Raw genomic sequence first — 25270 nt, 5'->3', positions numbered from 1 at the left:
ATTTGCAGCATTGTCGTAGGCTGTCAATTTGGTATACCAAATGCAAGCCCAATTCGCCGCCACGACAATAAGTGGTGCGTCTTATGCAAAGGACACCCGATGATCAAAGAGCCAACCCAGCTAACCTTACACGCGAAATTCCCGCGGCCGACGGCGGCGTAGATTGCGGCATTCAAAGACGTGCCAACAGGGTTCGTTTGCGATGCAATGGACGGCGTTGGTGGCATGGAAACCGCGATTTCGCCACTATTCGACGCGCATATCGCGGGCTGTGCGGTGGTGGTTGACAACTGCTCGGGCGGCATCGGCTTTGTGACCGACAGCCCGATGCGCGACCTTGTGGGCATTCAAGACGTCGGCCTGGCTGCCTGGTGCAACGGTTTGAACCCCAATTCGCCCTATGCCAATGGGCCGGGGTGCGTCGGGTTTGATGCCAGTGTTGGCGGTCAGCTCGTGCCTAGCGGCGACATCATCGTGGCTGACATCGACGGCGTTGTCGTCGTTCCGCACGCGCGCATTGATCGTGTGATCGCAAAGCTCGACTCGGTGCGCGCCGCTGAAACCGCGATGGAAGCCAAGGTCAAAAGCGAGTTCAGCGAACATTCACGCATTATTCAAATGCTGACCGATGGACGTGCCGTGATGGAAGACTGATCAGTCGCGGCCTTTGGCGGCCTCGACTTCCATGTCCATGCCGTTCATCCGCGCGACATGGTCGATCAGCATCGGCACGTAATCACCGCCCTGCCCCAAGGCTTCGACATGGGTAAAGTAGTGTTTGACAGCACCCGCCATGATGTTGACCATGCCCACCTCGGCCGCCATTGCGTTGACATAACGCAGGTCTTTGGACGCGTTTTCGATGGTAAATTTATGGATTTCGCGGTCGCGATCGACGGCGTATGTCATAAAGGTATCAAAGAACCCGTTCGACAAACGGCTAGATCCGATCACGTCGCGCACCTTCGCGGGCGGCAAGCCGACTGAGGCCCCCAAGACGGTCGCCTCGGCATAAAGGGCGGCGTAACCCATCGAAATAAAGTTCATCAACAGCTTCATTTTGTGGCCACTGCCCGTGTCGCCGACATGGGTGATGTTACCCGCCCAGCAGTCCAACACCGGTTTGATCTTGGCAAAGGTCGCCGCATCGCAGCCGACCATAGCATCAAGCGTGCCAGCCTCGGCTTCCTTCGGGGTGCGTCCCAACGGAGCGTCAACCAACGTGGCACCCTTTGCTGCCAGCTCAGCCGCCAAAAAAGCGGTCGAGGTTGGGTCTGCCGTCGTTGTGTCAATCACGATCAGGCCGTCGCGTGCGCCTGCAAGAATACCATCAACGCCGCGGATCACCGCCTCGACTTGAGGCGAGTTCGACAGGCACAGGTGGATGACATCGCAGTGCTGGGCCATCTCGCTCGGGGTCGCTGCCTCTTGCGCGCCTTTGGCAATCAGGCTTTCGATCGGCTCGCGGTTGCGGTTGCCTCTGATCCACATCGAATAGCCGCCTTTGATCAGGTTGCTTGCCATGCCGTGGCCCATAAAACCCACACCGATGAAGCCGATGGTCATATCTTGTGCCATTTTGAAATCCTCCGGACGCGCACCATTGACAAGGCCGCATCAAACCACGTTGATGAAATGGTATACCATCGTGGCAATGTTGCAAGCACGAGGCGCATAGGGGGATATGACATGAACATTCTGATACTCGGCGGTGGCGGTGTCTTGGGGCAAAAGCTGGCCTTGAAATTAGCGGCCAATCCGACGCTAAAAGGTCAGGCGATCACGCAAGTCACTTTGGCCGACGTGGTGGATCCGCCTAAGATCGACGCCCCCTTCCCTGTGCAAACCGTCACCTGCGATATCGCCGATGCCGCGTCCGTTGCAAAATGCGTGACAGCACAAACCGATGTGATCTATCTGCTGGCCGCGATCGTCAGCGCCCACGCGGAAGAAGATTTTGACGCAGGCATGAACATCAATCTGTTTGGGACCTACAATGTGCTGGAACGCTGCCGCGTCTTGGGAATCGTGCCCACGGTGGTGTTCTCTTCTTCGATTGCGATCTATGGCGGCGAGGCTCAGGACCCGCTTGGCGATCACAGCTACCCCAATCCGCAGACGTCGTATGGAATGCAAAAAGCGGCGGGCGAGATGCTGATCAACGACTATTCGCGCAAAGGGTTCATCGACGGTCGCGCGTTCCGACTGCCGACGGTTTCGGTGCGTCCGGGCAAGCCGAACCGTGCGGCCAGCAGCTTTATGTCGTCGATCCTGCGCGAACCGTTGAACGGCCAAGACGCGATCTGTCCTGTCGAAGCGGACTTCCTACACTACTATATCAGTCCCCGACGCTGCGTCGAAAATCTGGTCAAGGGGGCGGAATTGAACGCCGCCGACATCGGCCAGAACCGCGTCATGCAAATGCCGGGCAAGACATGGTCCATTGCGCAAGTCATTGAAGCGATGACCGCCGTTGCGGGCACTGATCCTGCCAAACTAATCCGATGGGATCCGCAGCCCGACATCAAACGGATCGTGTCAGGCTGGCGTTGGGACATCCACGCTGACAAAGCCCTTCGTTTGGGCTTGAAAGCAGACGACACATTTGAAGACAATATCCGCTACTATTTGGAAGACGACAAACACACTGCCTAGCTGCGGTTCACAGCACTTTTGAATGTCGTCAATGCAGCCGCCAATTCGGGGTGATCTTTGGCGTAGTCTTCGACTTTCTCACCTGCTTTTTGTGCGGCGGCGGCTTGGCGTAAACTGGTGATGCCTACCGCTGGTCCGTATGGGTGGCTCATGATTCCGCCGCCTGCGCAGAACAGGAAATCGTCGTTACCGAGTAATTCCATCGACGGCCCGACTTGCCACGCGGTTTGGCCCGACGAAAACACCGGCAACGCGGCGTGTGGTGTGGCGCCGTTTAGGGGCGCTTGTACGGCGCGCGCGGCATTTGTTACGACGGTGTCACCTTCCGTAAACTTGTTGCCCAAACCGTTCACGTGCAGATGATCGCTGCCCGCCAGTCGCCACAGTTTTTGCATTGCAAGATATTTGATCCCCACATGTGGCGAGCGCGACATTAGCCCCCATCCGTTACGATGCGCATGGATCGGCAGCGGGCTGTGATCGCGTATCGCCCGCAAGCCCGCCAAGCCGATAGAGTTCAGCGATACCATGGCACAGGTCGCACCAAGGCTTTCGAGCAGGTCAATGTTGCGGCGCATCACGTCAATCTCGTCGGTGATATTGAAGGCATACATCACCTTGCGCCCTGCCTTTTGCGCTGCTTCGTTCAAAACGTCCATCACCAGTTTGGCGCGGCCGTCAAACGGACATGCGGGGCCGTTACCTTGCAACTCGTCATCCTTGATGAAATCGATGCCGGCCTGCGCCAGATCACCGGCAAGAGCGGCGGTTTGTTCGGCACTTAAGCCCACGCTTGGTTTTATAATCGTCCCGATCATCGGGCCGCTTGGCACACCCATCAGCTTTCGCGTACCGGTAATTCCAAATTGAGGACCGGGACACCCTTTTGCCAGCGCATCAGGTATGCCTAAATCCACAAGTCGGATCGCAGAGAGTTCAGCCAATTCAAATAAATTGCCTGCAACAGTGGCAAGGATATTGGGCAAGGACGGGCCAAAGTTGTCCATCGGCCAACTGATCGTGACGCGGCCTTGTTCGTAGGTCTCAGCGCTTAGCCTGCATGGCAAGGCCGGATGCTCAGAGGTGCCTGTGATATCAACATGATCCAGCCGTGCGGCAGAGCGGTCGCGCAGGGCGTCGGTCTCGGATGCGAGACGCACGAAGGTGCCTGTCGATTGCTCACCTGCCATAACTTCGGCGGCGCGCTGCACGCCCACGGGGCTTTCGATTTCATAGGTTGCTGTCAAACGTGTCATCTGTGGCCGCCTCCATCTAGGACCCATCCAAAGTAATCGCGGCTGCCCATCTGCCCGCCTTTCAGCGCCAACGTCAGGGGCCGCGTGCCGCCATGGGCGTTGCAAATTGCGGCGCCTGGAATGGTTGGGGCGGCGGCGGTGAGCGCGTCAATGCCGAGGGCGCTGCACACATGCCCCGATGTATCGCCACCCGAAACCACAGCACGATCAAGGCCCGATTGATTGACGAGCTGCGCCAGAATACGTCCAAGGGCAGCACCTATTTCATAATTTACTTGCGCCAGATGATCGCCAGCCGCCACTCGCAATTGCTTGACGGCAGGGTCGTCTGGGCCGCGCGCGGTGTAGATCAGGGGCACTTGATCGCGCTCCAACGCGGCTTTTGCGGCGCTCAAGACACGGATTTCTTCGGCTGCAAAATCGCCGTCGCACGACTGAACAACATCCAACATGATATCCGCAAAACCGTTGTCTAGCGCCCAAGCAATCTGATCTGCAGTGATTGGCGAGACCGACCCTGACACCACAGCCATCCGCTTGGCGTGGCCAATCCCTTTGGCCGTCGGTGACGCAGCAAGCACACCCGTCTTTTGAAGGTGCGCGACCAATGCATAGGCGATCCCTTGTGAGCCGACCACAAACCGATGCCCGGCGTTCCACAATAGCTCACCTGCGGCGGTGACATCTGCGGGTGTCATCTGGTCAATCGTGACCCCACCCGGCGCAGTAGCAATCATGGTGGTGGCGCGTTCTGGATCGGCTAAAACTTCTAGATTGAGGCATTGCATCGGCATTCTGGTTTGTGCTGACAGATGTATCGCCACGTCCGCCTCGCCCATGGGCGTCACGGGATGACGGGCCATGACGGGGTGTCTGTCCAAGCGGAACACGCCTGCGTCAGTGCCTGCAAATAACTGCCCGAACGCTTGATAGCGGCGCATTTCAGGGGCAGCGACTATAACTGGAATTGTGCTGGTGGCGAAAGTCTTTGACCCGATGTCCATCGCTTTGCCGATCGACCCAATACGCGGTGCTGAGTCGAGGGTTGAGCAGGTCTTGTATTGCACCAACGTCGCGCCTGTTTGTCCCAGAATATCGAACAGATCTGGTAATTCTTCGTCCATGCGCTCGGGGTCAAACGTGCGTGCCATGCTGGCGATGCCAATCCCTCGCATGTCTGGAAAATCCGCCATCCGTTCCAGTGTTGGTGGCCTCAAGAACAGCACCGCGGGAAGGCCGGCGAACGCCAGCACTTCCATTACCGCCGCAGCGCCAGTGAAGTCATCACCGAGCCACGCCAGTACGGGTTTTTCGCCGATGGTCATTAGGTAATACGTTGAATGCTGGCTACGATCTCGTCTGGTTCGAACACCCGTTTCCAGTCGTCACGCATCAGGGCAGGCTTGCCGAATTCAATCGCCTTGTTGCAGGCGTCTGAGAATACGCCGTCGACTTCCTCAAAAATTACCGCACCTAGGATGTTCATATGGCCAAGCAAAAAGTCACGCGCAGCTTCCTTTGGCACGCCACGGCGCACGACCTCGTCCATCGCTTCGCGCATAACGTCTAACAAGGATGCGCAGACGGTTTCGGATAAGCCCGGTTCTAGCAAAGCCATCTGTTCGACCGTGACACGGTGGCTGCGGGCGACGGGGGCGTAGATGGCGCGGCCTACTTTTTCACCCAAAGCATAGTGATCCTCGGGGCCTTGCATCAGCGCGTTTACGATACCCTGCTCCGCGGCGATCCCACCGAAGTAGTCCTTGCGCCCGGCTTCGGTTTTTTCATCGTTGTAAATCGGGGGATGGCAGGGGTGAGTTACGAAATAAGTGACGTCGTCGCGTTTGGGCAAGTGCCCCGCAAACGGGCCCGCCACGTCAAGGCAGATCACCATCGCGCCGCTTGGTACTTTGTCGATGATCGCGGCGGCGACGGCTTTGATTGCGGCGTCGGGGACGGCCAGCAGGATGACTTCTGCGCCCTCCATCGCGGTGTCGATGTCGACGCAATCAACGCCGACGGCATCTTTCAATCGGGTGCGTCCCACTTCGGAAATCTCAACGTGGGCCACTTCAAAATCCGTACGCGCAAGGTTGGCGGCACTGCGCACGCCCATCTTGCCGCCTGCACCAATGAGAACCAGTTTTTCAGTCATGTTATTTTCCTTTTTTAGCTTGCCGCTCGCGATACCAAATGTAGACGCCGGCACTGATAATGATCAGCCCGCCGCCCATGGTCCACACAGTTGGATATGTGTTGAAAAAGACAATCCCTGCGAAAGCCGCAGGGAAGATTTGAGTATAAATCACAGGTGCCAGAATGCTGGCGTCGGCCAAACGATGCGCTGAGGTCACCAGAATATGCGCTATGCCCCCGAAGATGCCGATCATCACAAAGAATACCCAATCGGCTGGCGCCGTCGGCCAAACCCATTGTGAGATGGCGAACGGGGCCAAACAAAACGTCGCAAGCCCTGCTGCCCAAAGCTGCGCTGTGCTGTTATTCTCGATACCCGCGAGTTTGCGCGTCATCAGGAAATAGATCGACGCGCCGACCAAGGCCCCAAGGTTCAACAACATCGCGGGATGAAATCCGGTTCCCCAAGGCTGCATGACAACGATGACGCCTAAGAACCCAACGCAGACGGCGGCGATGCGGTGGCGTCCGACCTTTTCGCCCAGCATGGGGATGGCCAAAAGAGTGACCAAGATCGGTCCCGCAAACATAATCGTCGTGGTCACCGTAATTGGCAAATACTTGAGTGCCATGAAGTTCAAGCAGGTGCCGATGAACAAACTGGCCGAGCGCAAGACCTGTAACTTTGGGCTGTACGACTCGAAGGCGGATAGCCCTTCGCGCGGCACGAACACCACGACGGCCAGTAAGAAGTGGATTGCATAGCGCAGGAACGCCACTTGCATCGCCGGTAGCCCCGCCAACACCAGCCATTTGGCTGAGGTGTCGATCATGGTGAACAACATCACCGCCAGTGCCATGGACCCAAGCCCGATGACGATCCGTTCTTCTCGGGGTGCGACGGCTTGGGCCATTGCTTAAGGTCACAAGAAGACGGTGATGATGTTGGGCCAGATCAATAGTGTTGAAAGCGCCAACAGCTGCAACGTGATGAACGGTAGGAAGCCACGGAAGATATCTACCAGCGAAATTTCGGGCGGAGCAACGGACTTGAGGTAGAACGCCGCAGGGCCAAAGGGCGGTGACAGGAAGCTGATTTGCATGTTCATACAGAACACCACGCCGAACCAGATCGGGATGTAGCGTGCTTCGATACTGCCCAAGAACCCAATTTCTTCGGCGGGTAGCCGCACCACGATGGGTAGGAACACCGGCATGATCAACAGCACAATGCCAACCCAATCCATAAACATACCCATGATCAAGAACACGAGCATCATCATCAAGATAATCCCCATCGTTGGTAGCTCTGCTCCGATGATCAAATTTGCCACATAGGTCGGTCCACCGACGAGCGTGTAGGCCGCGGCCAATGCTGCTGCACCAATGGTCACCCAGATGATCGTACCTGTGGATTTGAGCGTACGGATCAAGCTGTCCCAGACGATATCAAACGTCATCTCGCGGCGGATCATACCGATTGCGAACACGGCGACGACGCCCATGCCCGCAGCTTCGGTGATCCCTGTGATGCCACCATAGATAGACCCCAAGACAACGCCGATCACAACGATTGGGGCGATCAGGCCTTTGCCCATGTCCCAACCGCGTGCAGTGCGTTCACGACCAACAACCACAAAGACGATCAAGGTAAAGATCACGAATGCTCCGATGATCCAAGGAATATCAGCAACCATCCCCAACAGGATCGGATCTTCGTTTGCGCGGATCACGTTGTCGCCAGTCATGGTAAAGAACACCGCACGAAGGAACAGGACACCCGTCACCCACATCGCAAAGCGCGAGATGAAGCCAAGGAACATCAGACCCTTTTCAGAGCCTTCAGGCTCACCCGGAATCGGATCCGGCAAGGGGGCTAAGGAAGTGTTCATCCGTGTGCGGATCAGGATGTAGAGAATGAAGAACGAAGCCAGCATAAAGCCTGGCAAGAAGGATGCGGTGAACAACGCCTTGATAGATGTTTCGGTCACCAGACCGTAGAAGATCAAAACGATCGACGGTGGGATCATGGTGCCCAGTGAACCGGACGCACAGATCGTACCAATCGCAAGGTTGCGATCATACCCCAGACGCAACATCTGCGGCAAAGCGATCAGGCCCAGCAGAACAACCTCACCACCAATAATGCCCGACATCGCCGCCATAATCACGGCCATGATAGACGTGGCGACAGCGATGCCGCCGCGCATCCGGCTCATCCAGACGTTCAGTGACGAATACATATCTCGCGCGATGCCGGATCGTTCCAGCATCGCGGCCATAAAGATGAATAGCGGCACCGATATCAGGACGTAGTTCGTCATTTGTCGATAAACCGCCTGCCCCAAAACAGACAGCGGGCCACGCCCAAAGTCGCCCCACAACAGATCAGGTGGGAACTTTAGAGCCAGTGTGACGACCGCCAAGAAGGCCGAGGCGAAACCCAGTGGCATGCCGATGGCCAGCAGAGCGAACATGCCCAGCAGGATGATGAGAGAGAGTGTACCAATATCGACCATTAGTTCTTTTCCTCAAGAGTGCGGCGGATTTTTTCAATTTCAACTTCGTCGATCTCGTCGGCTGGTGTGTGCAATTCTGGCTCTTTGTTCCAATCTGCGAACAGGTTGGACACGGCTTGAATACAGACCAATACGATGATGATGAGCAAAGCGGGTTTCACGATACCGGGGATGGGTGGATCCCACGCAGTGCCGAAGGTTTCCATGCGCATAAAGCGGTTCTCGGCGTCGGTATAGCCACCCCAAACAAGGGCGAATGTGAACGCAACGATCAGCAGGACAGAGATAAGGTCAGATGTCTTTTGCATCCACCAAGGCATCATATCGTAGATGATATAAATGCGGATGTGGCAGCGCTGTTGCATGGCGTAAAGTCCCGCAAGCAAGAACACGAAACTGGCGAGCCACAGGGATAATTCATTGGCCCAAAGCGTGGGCCGCGAGAACACGTAGCGCGAAACGACTTCGTAGAACATCACCAGCACGATAAAGGCGGTCATGATCATCGCAAGGCGGCCCAGCACCACCGACACAAGGTCAAAGAACCCTTCAGGCGGCGTTTCGATCGCGCCTTTCGTGTCGGATAAAAAGAGTGAGGCAAAAGTCAAAGCGGCGGCGAAAAATGCCAGCATCACCTGCACCAACGGCTTGCCGGCAGGGCGGATCATTTCAAACATGCCGTAGGGTTCTGCCGCGAACATCTGTTGACTAATAAGGACCAGATAAAGCGCACATGTAATGCTACAAAGGACGATCATTCCCGTCTTAACCGGTGCCCGCATGCGCCCTAAAAAAAGTGAATTGTTCTGCATTGCATGCTGCCCCATATGGTCATGTCTTCGGTTAAAAAAGGCGAGTCCAAGCCGGACTCGCCTTGATCGTTATTTGGTCAAACGAAGCGGACCTTTATCCGTCGATCAAACCCAGCTGTGTAAGATAAGCCTTATGGCTTTGAACCAGCGCATCGGCCTCTGGGCTACGTGTCGCCCAATCATCCCATGCAGTCTGAGCTGCAACGCGGAATGCAGCGCGATCTTCAACAGACCAGTCGTACAGTGTGACGCCCTGTGCCTGCAAAGCTGCGGCAGCTTCGGTGTTGGCTTTTTCGTTATACATAGCAATCTGGAAGGACAGCTTCTGCCATGCGGTATCGATGATGCGACGCTGCTGTTCGCTCAAGCCTTCCCACACGTCTTGGTTACAAGCAAGGTGGTCAGATGGCATTGAGTGGAAGCCCGGGTAGTTGGCGTGCTTAACAATGTCATACAGACCAAGGCCGACGTTGTTGGCGAGGCCAGACGCATCGGCACCGTCGATTATGCCTGTTTCCAAAGCCGTAAAGATTTCGGTGAAATCCATCACGATTGGGGACGCGCCGAGCTGTTGAAAGATCTCAGTTTCCATGCCCGGAGGGGAACGGAATTTCCAACCAACAAGATCCTCAGGACCAGCAATCGGCCTGGATGAGGCAAATGATTCCTGACCGTAAACGGCCCAACCAATCAGCTGCATGCCTTGTGCGTTGTAAAGTTCCTGAGCCGCGTCGTACCCGTCACCATAATAGAGCCAGCTATACTGCTGCCAAGGTGTTTCGTAACCGCCCATGATGTCGCCCACGAATTGGAACGCTGGGTTTTTACCGGTCTGATACGCGCCGCCTGTTGCGTCACAATCAAGGATGCCATTGATGGCCGCATCGAATGTTTCAACCGTTGCAACAACGGATGATGAATAGAACATCTCGATCGTGATTTCGCCGCCAGACATGGTCTGAACGTCGTCGATCCAAGTGGCCAACATCTGACCTGTTGGGTGCTCAGTCGCGTAGTGCGTTTGGATACGCAATGTCACATCCTGAGCAACTGCAGCACTTGCTAACGCCGCGCCGGCAGCTGCGGATAAAAATAATGTCTTGAGTTTCATCTTAATATTCCTCCCTTGGCGGCAATGTCCGCCGTTAGTGTGTTCACCCATCCTCCCAGAGCGTGAACTAAGATGGTATACCATCTGAAAATGACGTTACCCACTGCTTACTCGACAAGCAACAAGTTTCGGTATACCAAATTTGATACTTAGGAATGTCCTTCCAAGGACCTTTTTCAATGGAGGTGGACGTCAAAAATGCCAGATCAAACGCTGCCAGAAAAAATAGCAAATCAACTGCGACGCGACATTTTGCGTGGCAAGTTGATGCCCGGCGATTCTTTGAAAGAACGCGACAAGGCAGCGGATCTTGGCGTCAGTAGAACCCCGATGCGCGAAGCGATCCGCATTATCGCGCTCGAAGGTCTGATCACCTTGCGCCCGTCCCGCAGCCCGATTGTCGCGATGCCGGACGTCAAAGCCGTTACCGACGATGTCGAGGTTTTGCTGTCCATCGAAAAGCTGTCGGGCAAGCTGGCCTGTGAACGTGCCACTGACGCAGACATCGATGGAATTGCTGCGATCACGCAGCACATGGGCGATAACTTTGATACCATGGACACCCTCGGAATGTTCGAGATCGACATGAGTTTTCATTCCGCGATTGCCAAGGCGTCGCATAATAAACCACTGGCAGAAATCCATGATCGGTTCTTGGCGCGTCTATGGAGGGCGCGGTTCCTTTCCGCAGTGAAGCGTCGTAACCGCGCCAGTGTAATCGAACATCATACCGCTATTCTGGCCGCCTTGCGCGCCCGAGATACCGTTGTAATTGATACTGCCATCGGCACGCATTTGGATCGACTTACCGAAGACATCGGTGACGTAATCCGCCGCGAGCATCAGGATTTGCAGGACAAAGCCGAACAGCAAGCCAACAGAGGCTAATGGATCAAAGACCCGCCGTTCACGTCAACCTCTGATCCCGTCACATAAGACGACAAATCGGACGCCAAGAACAAACAGCACCCCGCCACGTCCTGCGCCGTGCCAGCCCGGCCCATTGGAATGCCGTCCAACACTTGCGCGCGCATTTCATTGGTCAGCTTGCCTGCGGTAATGTCGGTCGCGATGAACCCAGGGCAAATCGCGTTCGCGCGGATGCCATCGGGCGCCACTTCTCGCGCCATCGCTTTGGTCAGCCCCAAGATACCCGCTTTGGCCGCTGAATAATGTGGCCCACCGAAAATGCCCCCGCCCCGTTGCGCGGAAACGGACGACATGTTCACAATACTGCCCCCCTTGCGGTCGCGCATGTGCGGAAGCAGGGCTTGCGACATATAAAGTGTACCGCGCAGGTTCACATCCAGCACATCATCGTAGTTCTGCGGTTCGATCTCCATAAACTTTAACGGCTGGGTGATACCTGCGATATTCACGAGGATATCTATCTGGCCAAACGCCGAGACCAAGTCAGCGGCGATGGCTTCGCAGGACTCCTTGTTTGTCACATCACACGCACGCCCCACATGACCCGCGCCCGGCAAATCCGCCGCCGCTTGGTCCGCCGCATCCGCATCAAGGTCCAAAATCGCCACGCGGCAGCCGTGTTGGGCAAACATTACCGCCGCAGCCTTACCCAAGCCACGCGGACTTGCGCCGCCTGTGATGATCGCCGTTTTGCCTCTCAATAGTTTCATATCAAAGCCACGCTTTCACCGACGCCGTCACAGCATCCACCGAAATTCCATATTGATCGTGCAACGTAGGCAACGCCCCCGCATCCAAGAACGCATCGGGCAACGCGATCTGGCGGAACGGCACGTGTACGCCCGCCCGCATCAGCACGGCGGCAACGGCTTCGCCCAACCCGCCCGTGATAGAATGGTTTTCAGCCGTTACCACAAGGCGCCCACCTTTAGCAGCTTCGGCTGCAATCGTTTCCATATCCAACGGCTTGATCGTTGGCACATGCAACACAGCGCAATCAACGCCATCGGCCTGCAACCGCTTGGCCGCATCCAAAACGCGCATCGTCATGAAACCGGAAGACACGAATAAAACATCGCGCCCGTCACGGATCATCTGCGCTTTGCCCAGCTTGAATTTATAGCCGTACTCGCCCAGCACATCGGCGACATTGCCGCGCAACAAGCGCATGTAAACCGGACCCGGATGATCGGCGATGGCGCGGGTCGCTTGATCAATTTCGGTCGCATCGCAAGGATCAAGCACCGTCAAGTTCGGCATGGCCCGCATGATCGCGATGTCGTCCGTCGCTTGATGGCTCGGCCCGTACCCTGTCGTCAAACCGGGTAGCGCGCAGACGATCTTCACAGGCAAATTCTCTTCGGCAATCGCCATACAAATGAAATCATAGGCGCGGCGCGAGGCAAAAACCGCATAGGTCGTGGCGAACGGCGTGAAGCCTTCGCGCGCCAACCCAGCCGCTGCCGAGATCATCACCTGCTCGGCCATGCCCATCTGATAAAACCTATCTGGATAGGCTTTGGCGAAGACATGCAGGTCGGTGTATTTCAACAAATCCGCCGTCAGCCCGACGATATCATCGCGGGTTTTGGCCAGATCAACCAGCGCATGACCAAACGGAGCGGCGACCGTTTCGCGCCCCTCCGCATCCAACGATGCAATCATTGCCGAGGTCGTCAGCTTCGATCCATCCTCGGACACGGGCACCGTGCGCGGTGTGTACTTCGATTTGCGGCGAGACAGGCTTACATCATTCATCGGGTCGATCCTCGTCCAATATCGTCAAGGCACGCGCCCATTCATCAGGTTCCACGCGCACGAAATGCGTGACCTCGCGGTCCTCGAGGAAAGGCACGCCCTTACACATCTTAGTCTGGCAAATGATCACACGCGGCACGGGGTCCGGATGCGCACGCGCGGCATCAAACGCCGCAACAAGCGCGTCCATGTCGTTGCCATCAATCTCTTGCGCGAACCAGCCAAAGCCTTCCCAACGGCCCGCCTCTGGTACTTGCGCCAGTGCATCGGTGGTTTTGCCGTCGGCCTGTTGGTCATTGAAATCGACAATGGCGATCAGGTTATCGAGCTTCCATTGCACGCCCGACATCACGGCCTCCCATGTGGAGCCTTCACCCAATTCGCCATCCGACATCATGTTGTAAACGAACGCAGGGTTGTTCTTACGCTTCAATCCCAGCGCCATCCCGACGGCAATTCCAAGACCGTGCCCTAACGATCCACCGGTGATTTCCATCCCCGGAGTGTAGGCCGCCATGCCCGACATCGGCATCCGGCTGTCGTCCATGCCATAGGTTTCAATTTCGGCGTCAGGCAGGATACCCGCTTCGATCATCGCCGCATAAAGTGCGATGGCGTAGTGCCCGATGGACAACAAGAACCTGTCACGGCCTTCCCATTCGGGATCATCGGCGCGGTAATTCAGCGCGTGAAAGTAGGACACAGCCAATACATCAGCAGCGCCCAATGCCTGTCCGATATAGCCTTGTCCTTGCACTTCACCCATCAACAGCGCGTTGCGCCGGATCGCATACGCCCGTCGCGCAAGACTGACGTTTGATGTGTCAGGCTCCATCCGCCGGCCCTCCCCTTGTTGGGATCATCTTGCGTCGGCTTGCCTCCGCACTCAAGTAAAATTTGGTATACCATTTTTCTTTTCCGCTCTAGGCTGGTGATAATCTCATCTTTCGGAGCCTGCCATGAACCTGTCTTCCCTGCTTGCCGCGCGCACCGCCACCGGCAAACCCATCCGCATCGGCCTGATCGGCGCAGGTAAATTCGGCTCCATGGTTTTGGCACAGGCCAAGCATATTCCCGGATACCAAATCGTCGGTATCGCGGAGTTGGACGCCGACAAAGCCCGCGCTTCCCTCGCCCGCACCGGCTGGGAGGCCAAAAATTACAACGCCCGCTCAATGAAACAGGCCGTCACCGAAGGCACGACCTGCATAACCACCGACGCCGCCGATCTGTTCGCCTGCGACGCCATCGAGTGCATCATCGAAGCGACGGGCCACCCCCTCGCAGGCTTGCGCCACGGGCTTGCGGCCATCGATGCGGGCAAACACGTGATCATGGTCAACGTCGAGGCCGATGTCCTATGCGGTTCGGTCTTGGCAGATCGCGCCCGCACCCAAGGCGTCGTCTATTCCATGGCTTACGGCGACCAGCCCGCCGCGATGTGCGAGTTAGTCGATTGGGTCCATAACTGCGGATTTGAACTGGTCTCCGCAGGCAAAGGCATGAACTTCGCCCCGCCCTATCGCTACTCAACCCCTGACACGGTTTGGGATTTTTTCGGTTGGTCCGCAGAAGAAGTCGCCGCCGGAGACTTTAACCCCAAGATGTATAACTCCTTTACCGACGGCACCAAGGCCGCGATCGAAATGGCCGCCGTCGCCAATGCCACGGGCTTGGATTGCCCCGACGATGGCCTCGCGTTTCATCCCGCTGGTTTGCAGGACCTCGCTACCGTTTTCCGACCGAAAAACGACGGCGGAAATCTCACGAAAACCGGCCTTGTCGACATCGCCTCCAGCCGCGAACATGATGGCCGCACTGTGCTGAACAACATCCAATACGGCATGTTCGTGACCTTCCGCGCGCCCGATGAATACACCCGCGCCTGCTTTCAACAATACGGGCTGCTGACTGATCCGTCGGGCTGGTACGGGTCGATGTGGCGGCCGTTCCATCTCATCGGATTGGAAACATCTGTGTCCGTCCTATCCGCCTGCCTACGCGGCGAAGCCACTGGCAGTTCCACCCGTTGGCGCGGTGATGCGGTCGCGACCGCCAAGGGCGATTTCGCAGCGGGCGACATGCTGGACGGTGAAGGTGGCTACAAGGTTTGGGCCAAGGCGATCCCTGCCCGCCGGTCCCATGATCTGAACGCCCTGCCAATCGGCTTGGCGCATCACATCAAGCTAAAACGCGCGGTGCGCAAGGATCAGATCATCAGCCTTGATGATGTCGAGATTGTGGATGACCAAGACATTTTCGATCTGCGGGTCGAGCAACACGCCTTTCTAGACGGCTGAAAGCCACCGTAGACTGGCATCCGTATCGCCTGTTGGCTTGTATTCCGCGCCAATCGGTCGATCCCATCCCAGCCGATCCAAGACCTGCCAGATATGGGGATAGTTCAACTCTCCATGATCCGGTGTGCCACGATCGGGGATCGAGGCGACCTGAATATGCCCAATCAAGGGCAACAGTTTTTCAAGTCGACGGGCCACGTCGCCTTCGGTGAGTTGCACATGATAACAGTCAAACATCAGTCGAAGGTTTGGCGCGCCAACCTCTTCGATCAACGCCGCAGCTTGGGTCGTACGGTTCAGGAAATAGCCGGGCGCGTCATAACCGTTCAACGGCTCAATCAAGATTGTGCGTCCCTCGGCCTGCCCGCAGGCATAGCGCAGGTTTTCGGCAAAAGTAGCATGGGCATCGGCCCCTTGCGCGAAACCTGCCATAACATGAACCGCCCCCGTATCAGTCGCCTTCGCGTAAGCCAGCGCTTCATCAATCGCCGCGCGCGCCTCGTCCTCGCGCCCCGGCAAAGCAGACAAGCCGTTTTCACCAGGTTGGCCACGCCGGGTGTTTAAGCCCAACATTGGTAACCCTGTTTGCCGCAGCGCGGACGCAACAGCATCGACGTCATGATCATAGGGCCAATGACATTCTACCGCCTCAAATCCGGCGGCCTTTGCTGCGCGGATCGCATCTGGCAACGCTCTATCGGTCCACAAAAATCCTAGATTGGCAGAAAACTTCATGACTCCCACTCCACATCAAACTTCGTGACAACGTCCTTGATCTGCGCGTCACTCAACTGCCGCCGCGCCATACCGTAGGTCAGTAACGCCAATCGCGCCGTGTCTTCCAATTCCTCAATCGCGTTGCAGGCGGCCTCGACATCTTTGCCCGCAACAACGGGTCCGTGATGCGCCAACATCACCGCCGACCGTTTGCTCGCCAACCCGCGCACCGCGTCGCCCATCGCGGCATCTCCGGGGAGAAAGAAGGGCAGTAGGGCGACTTTACCAAGCTTCATAATCGCATAAGGAGTCAATGGGGGCAGGAAATCATCAGGGTCTTGATCCTCTAGCAACGACAACGCGACTGAGTGCGCCGAGTGCAAATGTACGACTGCGCCTGCTGTTGAGCGAGTCTCGTAGAACGCGCTATGCAGGGGCATCTCCTTGGTCGGCATGTCGCCGCCAATATGTTGGCCCGTCGGGTCAAAAAGCGACAGTCGCGCCGGATCAAGCCGCCCGAAACTGGACCCTGTCGGCGACACCAGCAAGCCGCCGTTCGAGGTGCGGGCCGAGATATTACCCGTCGAGCCCCCTGTCAGCCCACGATCAAAAAGCGATTTCGCCAGCACGCACATCTGCTCGCGCAAATTCGCATCCGTGCTCATAGGCTGTCCAACTTTTGCAATGCAGAGGCGAAAAATGCTTCGGCTCCAAAGTTACCGGATTTCAACGCCAGCGCCATCCGTTTGCCGTCGCTGTCGCATGCACACCACGGCACACCCGGCGCAATTTCTGGCCCAATGTCGAGCCGCGTCACGCCCAAGGCTTGCGTGACAGCGCCCGAGGATTCGCCACCCGCAACGACGATCCGCCGCACCCCTTTGTCGCGGGCAAACACGGCGATCTGCGCCAAGGCGTCTTCCACCAATACCCCCGCGCGATCCCGTCCCAACTGGTCCTGTGCTGCACGCACATCTTGCGGCGCAGCGGTGGCATAGATCAGCGGCGCGCCGCTTTGCTCCACCAGCCAATCCAGCACAGGCTGCACCCCGTCACGCGCCAGCATGAGCGGGTCCAATTTGTAAGACGGCGCCGACGTCGCATAGGCCGCAACCTGTCGCTGGGTCATGTCAGAACACGATCCTGACAATACCAAAGCCTCCCCCTTCAGGGCCTGCCACGGGTCCGCAATCGAGTTACCGTCTAGGCTATGAAGCGCAGGTAACGGCATCGCCAACGCACTGCCCCCTGTCAGCAGTTTAAACGATTGGCATGCCTGCGCGATGATCTCAAGGTCCGCATCCGCAACCGCATCGACGACCACATGAGCGATGCCTTGATCAGTTAGCCGCGCCAATTTCGCACGCACAGCGTCAGCACCCCGCGCGACGCAAAGGCGGTCAATTAGCCCGACATCGCCCGTCACCTGCGGCGCTAAAAGCCGCATCAGGTTCGAGTCCCGCATCGGCGTCAAAGGATGATCCTTCATCGGACTTTCCGCCAAGGGCTGTTGGCCAACAAACAGATTCCCCATGAAAATGCTACGCCCGTTTTCGGGAAACGCAGGGCAATAGATCGTCTGTTTTGTCCCCAGCCGCGCCATCAACGCCTCAGCCACTGGTCCGATGTTTCCCTCAGGCGTGGAATCAAAGGTTGAGCAATATTTCCAGAAAAACTGCTTTGCACCCGCTGCCTGTAACCAAGCCAATGCCGCCTCAGACTGAGCCACAGCGTCGGCCACAGGTATGGTGCGGATTTTCAACGCGATCACTTCGTAAGGTGCTGTTTGCGATGGCGGTTCTTCTGGCACACCGATCCGCAAGGACACGCGCGCACCGCTTCGTGCCAGCAGCCCCGCCAAATCCGTTGCCCCAGTAAAATCGTCGGCAATCGCCCCTAAAACCACCACCACTTAGTCTTGCCCCGGCAAGGTTAAGCCTGCGTTACGGGCATAAACTTTCGCCACCGCTGAATCGTGTTCGCCACCTAGACCAGACCCAGACGCCGCTAGATATTGCTGCAAGGCCGCTGCCGTGATCGGAGCGCTGAACTTGGCCGACTTTGCGATATCCAAAACAATCCCAAGGTCCTTGGGCCAGATATCTACAGCACTCAGCGGATGATAATCGCCGTTCACAATCGAGGGCGCACGGCTTTCCAGCGCCCAGCTATTGCCTGCACATTGCGTGATGACTTCTAGGAATTTAGCGGGCTCGACCCCCTGCGTCATGCCAAAGGTCATCGCTTCGGCCATGGCTGCGATATGCACGCCTGTCAGCATTTGGTTGACCGCCTTCATCGATGATCCCGCACCCACTACATCGCCGAGCGCGAATACTTTCGCCGACATCGCATCTAACGCAGGCCCACCCTTTTGGAACGCCGCAGGTGCGCCCGCCGCGAGGATAGACAACGTACCTTCGCCCGCTTTGATTGTCCCGCCCGATACCGGCGCATCTAGATAAAGCAGCCCTAACTCTTCGCAGCGCCTAGCCATATCGCGGGCAAAATCTGGCGCGACGGTCGCGCATGAAATCACGGCCGTGCCTTTGGCAAGCTTCGTCGCGATGCCGTTCGCGCCGAACAAGACCGCTTCGGTTTGCGCCGCGTTGACCACGACGACCACCGCTGCGTCTAGCGTCGATGCAACCTCATCCAGCGTGCCATCTGCGCCGCCTTCGGCTTTGAACTTTGCCACAGCGTCCGTGTTGATATCAAATCCATGGGTCATAAGACCCGCACGACGTAACGCGCCCGCCATGCCAAAACCCATCGCCCCAAGGCCGAATATCCCTACTTTATAGTTTGACATAACAGTCTCCTAAGTTGATTTATAGAAATGGTATACCAAATGATTGGGCGAGCCAAGCGGGTCAAATCATCCCGTTACGTCTTGAAACGATCAGCAAAGAAATCGACCATCTGGCTGACCATTTCATCACCCTGCCCTGCGTCACGCGCCAGCGTCAACGCCTCGAGCGGGCCTTTGGACATGATGCTATCAACGCCCGCATCCTTGGCCATCGTCGCGTAATAGCCCACGTCCTTGGCCGCGTTTTTGATCGCAAACTCCAGCTTGTTCGGGTCGTTATCAACGCCGTAGGCTTTAACGAAATCCATCATGCCTGAATGCAGCGGCCCCGCCGCCATTACGTCATAAACTTTTTTGCGGTCGATCTCCGCGACGTCAGCCATAGCAAAGGCTTCGGCCATCGCGTTTGCCACCGTCATGCCAAAGAAGTTGTTGAGCAGCTTGATCGTGTGCCCCGACCCCAACGCGCCAAGATGAAAGACGTTCTCGCCCAAATCCTTGAGCACAGGTTCGACGCGATCAAACACAGCCTTGTCACCCGCCGCCATGATGTTCAGCAAACCATCTTTGGCATGGGAGGGTGTGCGGCCCAAGGGCGCGTCAAGATAATGGCCACCCGCCACTGCCACCTCTGCCCCCAAAATGCGTGTGCTGCCGGGCAATGATGTGCCAAAGTCGATGACCACCGCATCTTTGCGCAGCCCCGCGATCACACCGTCCGCGCCGCGCATCCGCGCTTCGACACTGGCCGAAGTGTCCATGCAGAGCATCACGATGTCGCTGGCCTCTGCGACCTCGCGGGCGGTGCCGACTTCGGCAGCACCACGTGCAACGGCCGCGTCGATATTGGGTCGCGATCTGTTGGCCGTAATCGTCAGCGCATAGCCTTGATCCAGCAAACGGTTCGCCATCGCAGCCCCCATTAACCCTAGTCCAATAAATCCGATTTCTGGTTTACCCACGATATAGTCCTTTTTGCTGCGTTATGTTCATGTCGCAGCGCCGGTGCCACGTAATTGCGTTTCAATGTCCAATGCTACTTGCAATGTCCGAGTGGCGTCGGCCACATCAATCAAGGGCGCGGCGCCCCCAATGACATCCAAGAAGTGATCCAATTGCGCGGCCAATGGGACGGCTTCGTTGACCGCCACATCGACGGGCACCGTCTGAGCCGCCTGACCCCAGTCCACACCGTTCCATTGGGTCAACGACGGAAAACTGATGCCGCCTTGCGTGCCTGTGATCCACATCATGTCTTGGTTTGTGGTGCCAACATTAGGGTTCTCGCCCGTACCCGCCTCGAACCCCCAAGGGCTGGGCGCTGTGTCTGCAAAACTGATTGTCGCAGTAACGCCCCGTTCAAAACGCAGGGCGACCGCCCCGCTTTCGATGCGTCCACCATCGCGCAGCGGCGCACCAGCAAGACAGGCGACGTCGCTGATTTCACCCAAGACGAAGCGCAAGATATCAATGTCATGAACGAGGTTGATCATCACCGGCGATCCGCCAGCCGTACGCCAATTCCCATCGAAATAGTCATCCGGTTTGCGCATCGCCCAGATCAAACTGGCTGTCACAGGCGTACCAATCGCGCCCTCTGCCAGCATCGCGCGCAACTGGCGCACAGACGCATGATAGCGGCGATGATGACCGACCAATGACTGCACTCCAGCGTTGCTCAATGCCGCTTGCAATGCCTGCGACCCTGCCACATCAGCGGCGACCGGTTTTTCGATCAGCACATGCCAACCCCGCTTTGCCGCCGCAATTCCATGGGCCGCGTGCAGCCCCGTTGGCGTCGCAATGATCGCACCGTCAACGCCGTCAGGCACGTCGGCCATATCGGCAAACCGCGCCACATCCCCCGCCACAATGCCCAAATTTGGATCGACCAAGCCGACCAGCTCGCAGTCTTCATGCGCTTGAACCGCTTGCACATGACGGATGCCAATCAGCCCGCCACCGATGACGACAAGTCGCCTCACATCACAGCGCCGATTTGCCACGGAACAAATTCGTAATCGCCAAGCCCCTGCGCCTCGGACTTACTGGCCTCGCCCGAGGCAACGGCCAAGAACATCTCGTAAAGCTCGCGCCCTTTTTGTGCCACGCTGACGCCGCCGCTTAGGATCGTGCCCGCGTCCACGTCCATGTCCTCAGACATACGTGCCGCCATTTCGGAGTTTGTCGCGACCTTGATCGTCGGGCTGGGCTTTGATCCAAACGCCGACCCGCGCCCTGTGGTGAAGCACACCAAATTGCAGCCGCCCGCGATTTGCCCTGTGACCGACGCAGGGTCATAGCCGGGGCTGTCCATAAAGGTGAAGCCATGGGCCGTTACGGTTTCCGCGTATTTATAGACGCCGGTCAAAGGCGTGGTGCCCCCCTTTGCCGCAGCACCAAGCGATTTTTCAAGGATCGTCGTCAGCCCGCCCTTTTTGTTACCAGGAGACGGATTGTTATCCATCGAGCCGCGGTTGCGCGTCGTGTAGTCCTGCCACCAGCTGATCAATCCGATCAGCTTGTCGCCGACAGCGCGATCCACCGCGCGACGTGTCAACAAATGCTCGGCGCCATAAATTTCAGGCGTTTCAGCCAAAACGCCTGTCCCGCCTTGGGCCACCAGCAAATCACACGCATATCCAAGCGCAGGATTCGCCGTGATCCCCGACCACGCATCCGATCCGCCACATTGTAACGCAACTTTCAATTCGGACGCGGGACAAGGCGTCCGCTCCGCTTCGTTCGCCAGTGGCAACATCGCCGCGACTTTTTCGATGCCCAGCTCGACCGTGCGCCGCAAACCCGCAACATTCTGAATGTTCATCGCCTGAAACAAAGGCCCCTGCTTTAGACCCCATGCGTCGAGCAACCAATCAATCTGGTTCATCTCGCATCCCAGACCCACCATCAAAACACCCGCATGATTGGGGTGACGCGCATAGCCCCACATCACCCGCTGCAAGGCCTCAAACCCGTCGCCATCGCCCGCCATGCCGCACCCCGTGCCATGCACGAACGCCGCGACACCATCGACGTTGGGATACTGCGCCATGATGTCAGGCGTAAAGTAATCTGCTATCATTCGCGCCGCCGTGGCCGAACAATTCACTGACGTGACGATGGCAATATAATTGCGCGTCCCGACGCTGCCGTTTTCACGACGATAACCCATGAACGTATCGCGCTGATCCTCGGGCACCATCGCAACAGGGCGCAAGTCGGTCGAAAATTCATAGTCGGCCTCAGTATTGCGAAACTCAGTATTATGCGTGTGCACGTGATCGCCCGCCGCGATGTCTTGCGATGCGTAGCCGATGACCTGCGCGTATTTGCGCACCGCCTCGCCCTGCGCAATCGCCATTGTCGCGACCTTGTGACCAGACGGGACCAGCCCTGCTGTCGCAATGCCCTCAACCTCGGCATCGGCGGCAAGCGCGCGGGTTGCAGTCACAACATTGTCGGAAGGGTCAAGGCGCACACTGTCCATAGGATACTTTTGCTTTCTCAATTGGCGCGCATTTCACACGCGCTCAGACGGTTGGGCACTGCATGGGAGTTTGCAGGCCGAAAATGAAGTACGATTTGGTATACCAAATTAGAATATCGCGCGTATAGTGCTAAGAAGTCAAAGCGAAATCCCATGTGAAACCCAGACAGGGACCACGATGGAGTTGCTTTCGAATGCGACGTGAAATTGGAGGGGGATATTCATGACAAAACAAAGACTTGAAGGAAAGCGTGTCTTAGTCACCGCAGCGGGCCAAGGCATTGGACGCGCCAGCGCTTTGGCGATGGCAGCTGAAGGCGCACAGGTTTTCGCCACCGACGTCAACGCCGAAGCCTTGGCAACATTGACGGGTGTCGAGACGTTTGCCCTTGATGCCCTCAGTGACGACAGCGTCACTGAGGGTGTCGCGCGCGCCAATCCTGACGTGCTGTTTAACTGCGCAGGCTTTGTGCACCATGGTTCAATTCTGGACGCGACAGATGATGAACTTGACTTCGCGCTCGACCTCAATGTCCGCTCCATGCTGCGCACAATCCGCGCCGCCTTGCCCGCCATGCTAGAGCGCGGCACAGGATCGATTATCAACATGTCGTCCGCTTGTTCTAACGTGATCGGCGCGCCGAACCGCTTTATTTATGGCACGACCAAGGCGGCTGTTATCGGTCTGACCAAATCGGTTGCCGTTGACTATATGTCTCAAGGCATCCGCTGTAATTGCATCTGCCCTGGCACCGTAGACTCCCCCAGTTGGCAAGACCGCGTTGATCAGTTGGGCAAGGAATTGGGCAGTAAAGAAGCCGCCCTCAAGCAGTTCGTCGAACGCCAGCCCATGGGCCGCGTCGCAACCGCCGAAGAAATCGCAGCCCTCGTGGTCTACCTTGCCAGTGACGAAAGTGCGTTCACGACCGGGCACCCACATATCATCGACGGAGGTTGGTCAGGCCAATGAGCAAGAAAATCAGTATAGAAGATCTACGAAGCCGCAAGTGGTTCATGAACCCTGACAATCCGGAAATGACTGCGCTGTATCTGGAACGTTACCTAAACTACGGCCTGACCCGCGAGGAGCTGCAATCAGGCAAACCGATCATCGCGATTGCCCAAACTGGCAGCGACCTTAGCCCCTGTAACCGCCACCATCTGGAACTGACCAAGCGTGTGCGCGATGGCATTATTGCCGCGGGCGGCACCTGCATCGAAGTGCCTGTGCATCCGATCCAAGAAACCGGCAAACGCCCCACCGCGATGCTGGACCGCAACCTTGCGTATCTGTCGCTGGTGGAAACCCTGTTCGGCTATCCGCTGGACGGTGTTGTTCTAAATATTGGCTGTGACAAAACCACCCCTGCCCTCCTGATGGCCGCCGCCACCGTGAACATTCCCGCGATTGCCCTTAGCGTCGGCCCGATGCTGAACGGCTGGTTCAATGGCGAACGCACCGGCTCTGGCACTGTTGTTTGGAAGGCCCGCGAAATGCTCGCCGCTGGTGAAATCGACAATGACGGGTTTATGGATCTTGTGGCCTCATCCGCGCCCTCAGTCGGCTATTGCAACACCATGGGTACCGCCACGACGATGAATTCCTTGGCCGAAGCCTTGGGCATGCAACTCCCCGGTTCAGCCGCGATTCCAGCGCCCTACCGCGAGCGCGGCCAGATCAGTTATGAGACCGGCAAGCGCATCGTCGAGATGGTCTGGGAGGACATGCGTCCCTCAGACATCATGACCCGCGAGGCGTTTGAAAACGCCATCGTGATTAACTCGGCCATCGGCGGCTCCACCAACGCGCCTATCCATTTGAACGGCATTGCGCGTCACCTTGGCGTGTCGCTGGATAATGACGACTGGCAAAAGATTGGCCATGACGTGCCGCTTCTGGTCAACCTTCAGCCTGCAGGCGAATACCTTGGTGAAGACTACCAACATGCGGGTGGCGTGCCAGCCGTAGTCGGCGAACTGATGGCCGCGGACATGCTGCCCCACCCAAAGGCCATCACCGCCAACGGGCAAACCATAGGCGACAATTGCAAAGCAAAACGCAGCGCAGATACCCTCGTGATCAAACCCGTAAGCGATCCGCTAAAGGCGAAGGCAGGTTTTATCAATATGAAGGGCAATCTGTTCGACAGCGCCTTGATGAAAACCTCCGTGATTAGCCCCGCGTTCCGTGCGACATATTTGTCCAATCCTGATGACCCTAACGCTTTTGAAGGCCGCGCGATCGTCTTTGAAGGCCCAGAAGATTTCCACCACCGCATCGATGATCCCGCCGAAAAAATCGACGCGCAATGCATGTTGTTCATGCGCGGCGCAGGACCCAAGGGTTATCCCGGCGGGGCGGAAGTCGTGAACATGCGCCCGCCCGCTTATCTTCTCAAACAAGGCGTCGAAGCCTTGCCGTGTATCGGTGACGGCCGGCAATCTGGCACCTCTGGTTCTCCCTCGATCCTGAACGCCTCGCCCGAGGCTGCCGATGGTGGCGGACTGGCGTTATTACAAACGGGTGACCGCGTGCGCATCGACTTAAACAAATGCACCACCGACATGCTTGTCCCATTGGAAGAGTTGGCCGATCGCGCCCGCAAGCTAGCGGCGACGGGCGGCTATGCTATCCCCAAAAGCCAGACCCCATGGCAGGCGCTGTTCCGCGAAAAGGTCGGCCGCTTTGATGAGGGCATGACGCTGGACGGTTCCACCGAATATCAAGACCTCGCCCGCACGTATATGCCGCGCGACAATCACTAAAAGGAAAA

General features: G+C 57.2%; 24 protein-coding genes. 6 read left to right on the top strand and 18 right to left on the bottom strand.

The window, feature by feature from the left end; genetic code table 11:
- Nucleotides 1-207 precede the first annotated feature (207 nt).
- Entirely contained in the window at nt 208-654 is a 447-nt protein-coding gene (locus tag OAN307_RS00360; protein WP_015497912.1) for an RraA family protein, read from the top strand.
- Here the strand turns inward: OAN307_RS00360 and OAN307_RS00355 are convergent, their stop codons facing one another.
- On the bottom strand, nt 655-1578 hold the full coding sequence (locus tag OAN307_RS00355; protein ID WP_015497911.1) for an NAD(P)-dependent oxidoreductase: 924 nt from the start codon (nt 1576-1578) through the stop codon (nt 655-657).
- Between the two features lie 111 nt (nt 1579-1689).
- On the opposite strand from OAN307_RS00355, the gene denD reads away from it, so the two are divergent.
- Entirely contained in the window at nt 1690-2655 is a 966-nt protein-coding gene (denD, locus tag OAN307_RS00350) for a D-erythronate dehydrogenase (protein ID WP_015497910.1), read from the top strand.
- Here denD and OAN307_RS00345 read toward each other — a convergent pair.
- The 7 genes from OAN307_RS00345 to OAN307_RS00315 form a co-directional block, all read right to left on the bottom strand.
- Nucleotides 2652-3911, bottom strand: coding sequence for a ribulose-bisphosphate carboxylase large subunit family protein (locus OAN307_RS00345; protein WP_015497909.1), 1260 nt, complete (start codon nt 3909-3911; stop codon nt 2652-2654). The genes denD and OAN307_RS00345 overlap by 4 nt on opposite strands.
- On the bottom strand, nt 3908-5236 hold the full coding sequence (locus OAN307_RS00340) for a four-carbon acid sugar kinase family protein (RefSeq protein ID WP_015497908.1): 1329 nt from the start codon (nt 5234-5236) through the stop codon (nt 3908-3910). The genes OAN307_RS00345 and OAN307_RS00340 overlap by 4 nt, the downstream gene beginning before the upstream one ends.
- Nucleotides 5236-6066, bottom strand: a complete 831-nt coding sequence (locus OAN307_RS00335) for a phosphogluconate dehydrogenase C-terminal domain-containing protein (RefSeq protein ID WP_015497907.1) — start codon at nt 6064-6066, stop codon at nt 5236-5238. Before OAN307_RS00335 ends, OAN307_RS00340 begins: the two co-directional genes overlap by 1 nt.
- 1 nt (nt 6067) lies before the next feature.
- Entirely contained in the window at nt 6068-6961 is an 894-nt protein-coding gene (locus tag OAN307_RS00330) for a DMT family transporter (RefSeq protein WP_015497906.1), read from the bottom strand.
- A 9-nt stretch (nt 6962-6970) separates the two neighbouring features.
- Nucleotides 6971-8566 (bottom strand): TRAP transporter large permease, encoded by a 1596-nt coding sequence (locus OAN307_RS00325; RefSeq protein WP_015497905.1) that lies wholly within the window; start codon nt 8564-8566, stop codon nt 6971-6973.
- Complete coding sequence (locus tag OAN307_RS00320) at nt 8566-9348, bottom strand: TRAP transporter small permease subunit (protein ID WP_245540948.1); 783 nt, start codon at nt 9346-9348, stop codon at nt 8566-8568. The genes OAN307_RS00325 and OAN307_RS00320 overlap by 1 nt, the downstream gene beginning before the upstream one ends.
- A 124-nt stretch (nt 9349-9472) precedes the next feature.
- On the bottom strand, nt 9473-10489 hold the full coding sequence (locus tag OAN307_RS00315; RefSeq protein ID WP_015497903.1) for a TRAP transporter substrate-binding protein: 1017 nt from the start codon (nt 10487-10489) through the stop codon (nt 9473-9475).
- Nucleotides 10490-10687: 198 nt separating this feature from the next.
- On the opposite strand from OAN307_RS00315, the gene OAN307_RS00310 reads away from it, so the two are divergent.
- Nucleotides 10688-11377, top strand: a complete 690-nt coding sequence (locus OAN307_RS00310) for a GntR family transcriptional regulator (RefSeq protein WP_015497902.1) — start codon at nt 10688-10690, stop codon at nt 11375-11377.
- On the opposite strand, the gene OAN307_RS00305 is transcribed toward OAN307_RS00310, so the two are convergent.
- Genes OAN307_RS00305 through OAN307_RS00295 form a run of 3 tightly spaced genes read right to left on the bottom strand, consistent with a single transcriptional unit; the run spans nt 11374 to nt 14012 of the window.
- Nucleotides 11374-12129, bottom strand: a complete 756-nt coding sequence (locus tag OAN307_RS00305; RefSeq protein ID WP_015497901.1) for an SDR family NAD(P)-dependent oxidoreductase — start codon at nt 12127-12129, stop codon at nt 11374-11376. The two genes, OAN307_RS00310 and OAN307_RS00305, sit on opposite strands and share 4 nt — an antisense overlap.
- A gap of 1 nt (nt 12130) precedes the next feature.
- A complete protein-coding gene (locus OAN307_RS00300; protein WP_015497900.1) occupies nt 12131-13177 on the bottom strand; it encodes a transketolase family protein in 1047 nt (348 codons plus the stop codon).
- The gene (locus OAN307_RS00295) at nt 13170-14012 is read right to left on the bottom strand and encodes a transketolase (RefSeq protein WP_015497899.1); all 843 of its coding nucleotides are present in this window, start codon (nt 14010-14012) and stop codon (nt 13170-13172) included. Before OAN307_RS00295 ends, OAN307_RS00300 begins: the two co-directional genes overlap by 8 nt.
- Before the next feature lie 124 nt (nt 14013-14136).
- Between OAN307_RS00295 and OAN307_RS00290 the strand changes: the two genes are divergently transcribed.
- Nucleotides 14137-15477 carry an NAD(P)H-dependent oxidoreductase gene (locus tag OAN307_RS00290; RefSeq protein WP_015497898.1) on the top strand — a complete coding sequence of 447 codons (1341 nt, stop codon included), beginning with the start codon at nt 14137-14139 and terminating at the stop codon, nt 15475-15477.
- On the opposite strand, the gene OAN307_RS00285 is transcribed toward OAN307_RS00290, so the two are convergent.
- From OAN307_RS00285 to OAN307_RS00255, 7 genes are all read right to left on the bottom strand, one after another.
- Nucleotides 15466-16212, bottom strand: coding sequence for a hydroxypyruvate isomerase family protein (locus OAN307_RS00285; RefSeq protein ID WP_015497897.1), 747 nt, complete (start codon nt 16210-16212; stop codon nt 15466-15468). The genes OAN307_RS00290 and OAN307_RS00285 overlap by 12 nt on opposite strands.
- Complete coding sequence (gene otnC, locus OAN307_RS00280; protein ID WP_015497896.1) at nt 16209-16859, bottom strand: 3-oxo-tetronate 4-phosphate decarboxylase; 651 nt, start codon at nt 16857-16859, stop codon at nt 16209-16211. The genes OAN307_RS00285 and otnC overlap by 4 nt, the downstream gene beginning before the upstream one ends.
- The gene (otnK, locus tag OAN307_RS00275; RefSeq protein ID WP_015497895.1) at nt 16856-18106 is read right to left on the bottom strand and encodes a 3-oxo-tetronate kinase; all 1251 of its coding nucleotides are present in this window, start codon (nt 18104-18106) and stop codon (nt 16856-16858) included. The genes otnC and otnK overlap by 4 nt, the downstream gene beginning before the upstream one ends.
- On the bottom strand, nt 18107-19006 hold the full coding sequence (gene ltnD / locus OAN307_RS00270; protein ID WP_015497894.1) for an L-threonate dehydrogenase: 900 nt from the start codon (nt 19004-19006) through the stop codon (nt 18107-18109). It abuts the gene before it with no gap.
- Between the two features lie 74 nt (nt 19007-19080).
- The gene (locus tag OAN307_RS00265) at nt 19081-19968 is read right to left on the bottom strand and encodes an NAD(P)-dependent oxidoreductase (RefSeq protein ID WP_015497893.1); all 888 of its coding nucleotides are present in this window, start codon (nt 19966-19968) and stop codon (nt 19081-19083) included.
- Between the two features lie 27 nt (nt 19969-19995).
- Nucleotides 19996-20991 carry a Gfo/Idh/MocA family protein gene (locus tag OAN307_RS00260; RefSeq protein WP_015497892.1) on the bottom strand — a complete coding sequence of 332 codons (996 nt, stop codon included), beginning with the start codon at nt 20989-20991 and terminating at the stop codon, nt 19996-19998.
- Nucleotides 20988-22496: a UxaA family hydrolase gene (locus OAN307_RS00255; RefSeq protein ID WP_015497891.1), complete on the bottom strand. Its 1509-nt coding sequence runs from the start codon at nt 22494-22496 to the stop codon at nt 20988-20990. Before OAN307_RS00255 ends, OAN307_RS00260 begins: the two co-directional genes overlap by 4 nt.
- Before the next feature lie 223 nt (nt 22497-22719).
- On the opposite strand from OAN307_RS00255, the gene OAN307_RS00250 reads away from it, so the two are divergent.
- Nucleotides 22720-23466, top strand: coding sequence for an SDR family oxidoreductase (locus OAN307_RS00250; RefSeq protein WP_015497890.1), 747 nt, complete (start codon nt 22720-22722; stop codon nt 23464-23466).
- Nucleotides 23463-25262: an IlvD/Edd family dehydratase gene (locus OAN307_RS00245; RefSeq protein WP_015497889.1), complete on the top strand. Its 1800-nt coding sequence runs from the start codon at nt 23463-23465 to the stop codon at nt 25260-25262. Before OAN307_RS00250 ends, OAN307_RS00245 begins: the two co-directional genes overlap by 4 nt.
- The last annotated feature ends 8 nt before the right edge of the window (nt 25263-25270 follow it).

This window comes from Octadecabacter antarcticus 307 (genome assembly GCF_000155675.2).
GTDB classification, from domain to species: Bacteria; Pseudomonadota; Alphaproteobacteria; order Rhodobacterales; family Rhodobacteraceae; genus Octadecabacter; species Octadecabacter antarcticus.
This window is presented reverse-complemented; position numbering and strand designations above follow the sequence as displayed.